General features: G+C 73.6%; 5 protein-coding genes. 3 read left to right on the top strand and 2 right to left on the bottom strand.

Annotated elements, in window-relative coordinates:
* Positions 1-377 (bottom strand): TetR/AcrR family transcriptional regulator (locus GL263_RS23695; protein WP_182857780.1); only part of this gene is annotated, 377 nt, incomplete at its 3' end.
* 145 nt (positions 378-522) lie between these two features.
* Between GL263_RS23695 and GL263_RS23690 the strand changes: the two genes are divergently transcribed.
* On the top strand, positions 523-1,158 hold the full coding sequence (locus GL263_RS23690; RefSeq protein WP_182857779.1) for a flavodoxin family protein: 636 nt from the start codon (positions 523-525) through the stop codon (positions 1,156-1,158).
* A complete protein-coding gene (locus GL263_RS23685) occupies positions 1,155-2,240 on the top strand; it encodes an NAD(P)H-dependent flavin oxidoreductase (protein WP_182857778.1) in 1,086 nt (361 codons plus the stop codon). Before GL263_RS23690 ends, GL263_RS23685 begins: the two co-directional genes overlap by 4 nt.
* Before the next feature lie 123 nt (positions 2,241-2,363).
* On the opposite strand, the gene GL263_RS23680 is transcribed toward GL263_RS23685, so the two are convergent.
* Positions 2,364-2,702, bottom strand: a complete 339-nt coding sequence (locus tag GL263_RS23680; protein ID WP_182857777.1) for a MerR family transcriptional regulator — start codon at positions 2,700-2,702, stop codon at positions 2,364-2,366.
* Between the two features lie 438 nt (positions 2,703-3,140).
* On the opposite strand from GL263_RS23680, the gene GL263_RS23675 reads away from it, so the two are divergent.
* Positions 3,141-3,344, top strand: a complete 204-nt coding sequence (locus tag GL263_RS23675; RefSeq protein WP_182857776.1) for a cold-shock protein — start codon at positions 3,141-3,143, stop codon at positions 3,342-3,344.
* Positions 3,345-3,404 lie beyond the last annotated feature (60 nt).

The following is a 3,404-nucleotide window of genomic DNA, read 5'->3' as shown; positions in this document are numbered from 1 at the left end:
CGGGCGCGGACCTCCGGCTCCTGGGTGCTGAGTTCGAGGGCGAGGTTGCCGAGCAGGCATCCGGCGACGGCGCCCGACTCGGCTCTGGTGTCCCGCTGGACGTCCGCCATGCCCTCCAGCAGCCGGCACAGCCGGTCGAGGGCGGGCTCGTCGCCGGTCAGCGCGGCGCGCCACTGCTCGCGCTGGGCGGCCCAGTAGCCGTCGACGACCTCCAGGGTGAGGGCCTGCTTGGAGTCGAAGAAGTGGTAGAAGCTGCCCTTCCGCACCTCGGCCCTGGCGCAGATCTCGGCGACTCCGAGGCTGCTGTAGCCGCGGTGCCGCATGAGGTCGTCGGTGGCCGCCAGGAGCCGTTCGCGCGCGGTGCTGGTGCGTCCCATGGAGACGAGTATACGGCCGGTCAACTATGTCCGCGCCGGCCGATCCGTGCAGGTGGGAAGGGTGAGCTGGTGAATAGTTGACCGGTCGTCTACAGTCTCGTTCCGAGCGGCGGGCGAGGTGCCCGCCCCGCACCCGGGAGGCTCCATGTCCGCACCCGTCTCCGTGGCGGTCGTCCACCACAGTGGCTACGGCCACACCGCACGGCAGGCCGCCGCCGTCACGGCCGGCGCCGCCGCCGTCCCCGGCGTCACCGCCGAACTGCTCGACGCCACCGCACTCGACTCCGCCCTCTGGCGGACCCTGGACGCCGCCGACGCGATCGTCTTCGGCTCGCCGACCTACATGGGCACCACCTCGGCCGGCTTCCAGCAGTTCGCCGAGGCGAGCGCCCCGGTGTGGGCGACGCGCGGCTGGCAGGACAAGCTCGCGGCCGGCTTCACCAACTCGGCCGGTGTCAACGGCAACAAGGACAACGCGCTGCTCGCGCTGAGCGTCTTCGCCGCCCAGCACGGCATGCACTGGATCTCCCTCGGGCTGATGCCGGGGTGGATCTACTCCAGCGACGGCAGCCCCGACGACCTCAACCGGCTGGGGGCCTTTGTCGGCGCGATGGCGCAGTCGCCCTCCGACCTCGGCCCCGACGCCGCGCCCGGTGACGCGGACCTGGCCACCGCGCGCCATCTGGGGGAGCGGGTCGCGCTCACCGCCCTCCGCTACGTCCACGGCCGCGAGGCCGCCGAGCGACTGGGCCACACCGTGCGGGAAGGCCGGGCGGCATGACCGGCCCCGGGCGCCTCGGCGACCTCCTCGACATCCAACTCCCCATCGTCCAGGGACCTTTTGGTGGCGGGCTGTCCTCCGTCGCGCTGACCGCGGCGGTGTCGCGGGCCGGCGGTCTCGGCTCGTACGGCGCCCACGTACTGGCCCCGGAGGCCGTCACGGAGCTGGTGGCCGAACTGCGCCGCGCGACCGACCGGCCGTTCGCGGTCAACCTGTGGGTCCCGCAACCGGGCGAGGACCAGCAGCCGGACCAGCAGGAACTCAACCGGCACGTCGCCAGGTTGCGGCCCTACTACGACGAACTGGGGATCGCCCCGCCCGACATCGCGGACCTCGGCGCCCCGCCGCGCTTCGCCGACCAGCTGGACGCCCTCCTCGCGGCGGCGCCACCGGCGATCAGCCTCGTCATGGGCCCGCCGCCACGGCACGCCGTCGCCGAGGCGCGGCGGCGCGGCATCGTCCTCATCGGCACGGCCACCACCGTGGACGAGGCCGTCGCGCTGGAGGAGGCCGGGGTGGACGCCGTCGTCGCCTCGGGCAGCGACGCCGGCGGGCACCGGGGATCCTTCCTCCGCCCGGTGCGGGAGTCGCTGGTCGGCACGTTCGCCCTGGTGCCGCAGGTCGTCGACGCGGTCTCGGTGCCGGTTGTCGCCGCCGGCGGCGTCGCCGACGCCCGGGGAGTGGCCGCGGCGTTCGCGCTGGGCGCCGACGCCGTGCAGGTCGGCACGGGCTTCCTGGCCACCCGGGAGTCGGGCGCCGGCGTGCTCCACAAGCGCGCGCTGGCTGATCCGTCCGCCCGCCACACCGTGCTGACCAGGCTGTTCTCCGGCCGTCCCGCCCGGGGCATCCCCAACGGGTTCGTGACCGAGCTGGCGGACCACGAGGCCGCGGTGCCGCCGTACCCGGTGCAGAACGCGCTGATGCGGCCGATCCGGACGGCGGCCGTCGCGCAGGGGCGCGTCGAACGGCTCAACCTGTGGTCGGGGCAGGCCGCGACCCTCGCCCGGCACGGCGTCACCGCCGCCGACTACCTGGCCACGCTCGCCGACGGCCTGCCCGGCCGCCGGCCCGCCGCCACCTGACCGCGTCCGCCACCTGACCGCGTCCGCCACCTGACCGCGTCCGCCACCTGACCTTGTCCGAGAGCCGGTGCCGTCCGGGGGCCGCGTTCCGACGCGGGCCCCGGACACGGGCGGCGGGCGGCGTCAGCCGCCCGAGGTGCCCGGCCGGTCGCCGCGCAGCCGCTCGTTCAGCCGGCGGGTATCGGCGAGCTGGTCCTCGAGGAGGATGATCCGGCACGCCGCCTCGATGGGCGTGCCCTGGTCGACCAGTTCCCGGGCGCGGGCCGCGACGCGGAGCTGGTGGCGGGAGTAGCGGCGGTGGCCGCCCTCCGAACGCAGCGGGGTGATCAGCCGGGCCTCGCCGAGCGCGCGCAGGAACGCCGGCGTGCCGCCGACGAGCTCGGCGGCGCGACCCATGGTGTACGCGGGGTAGTCGTCGTCGTCGAGCCGGTTGTCGGCGGTGCGTCGCGCTTCTGCGGCCATACGCGCCCTTCGTCCCGTGATTCCGCGGTGGGACGCCGGCGCGGACGCGCGCGGGCAGCCACCGTGTGTGACGAAGCCTAGCCGCCGCCGTCGAAGAATGTCTATCGCGGCCGGTGCAGATTCCGCGTTCCCGGTACGCCCGGTGTCCGGGGAATGAATCCGACGTCACATCGGTGGATATCCGCGCCGGCCGCCACGGGCATATTCCGTAGGACAAAACGACGGCGAGACGGGTGATCGCGGAATTCCGTGCCCGCGCCAATCGGCCGTGCTACTGTCGAAGGCAGTTGCAGTGTGGTTCCCAGACTTCAGGTGCCCCGTCGACCAGCGGTCGGCGGAGCACTCTTGTGTTGCCGGTCTTCCGGACGGGGAAATCATCGCGGCGACGCGCGCGACCCGCACGGTGCGGGGCGCGGAATCCCCTCAGAAGGAGAAGACATGGCCACCGGAACCGTGAAGTGGTTCAACGCCGAAAAGGGCTTCGGCTTCATCCAGCAGGACGGCGGCGGCGCCGACGTCTTCGCGCACTACTCGAACATCGTGGCGAGCGGCTACCGCGAGCTCCAGGAAGGCCAGAAGGTGAGCTTCGACGTCACCCAGGGCCAGAAGGGCCCGCAGGCGGAGAACATCGTTCCCGCCTGATCGGCCGCCCAGCCGACGAACGGCAACGTTCCGACGCCGCCGGGGCCCGCACCTTGGGTG

This window comes from Streptomyces durbertensis (genome assembly GCF_014156695.1).
GTDB lineage: Bacteria > Actinomycetota > Actinomycetes > Streptomycetales > Streptomycetaceae > Streptomyces > Streptomyces durbertensis.
The sequence above is the reverse complement of the archived record's forward strand: the minus strand, read 5'-3'. Positions and strand labels throughout refer to the sequence as shown.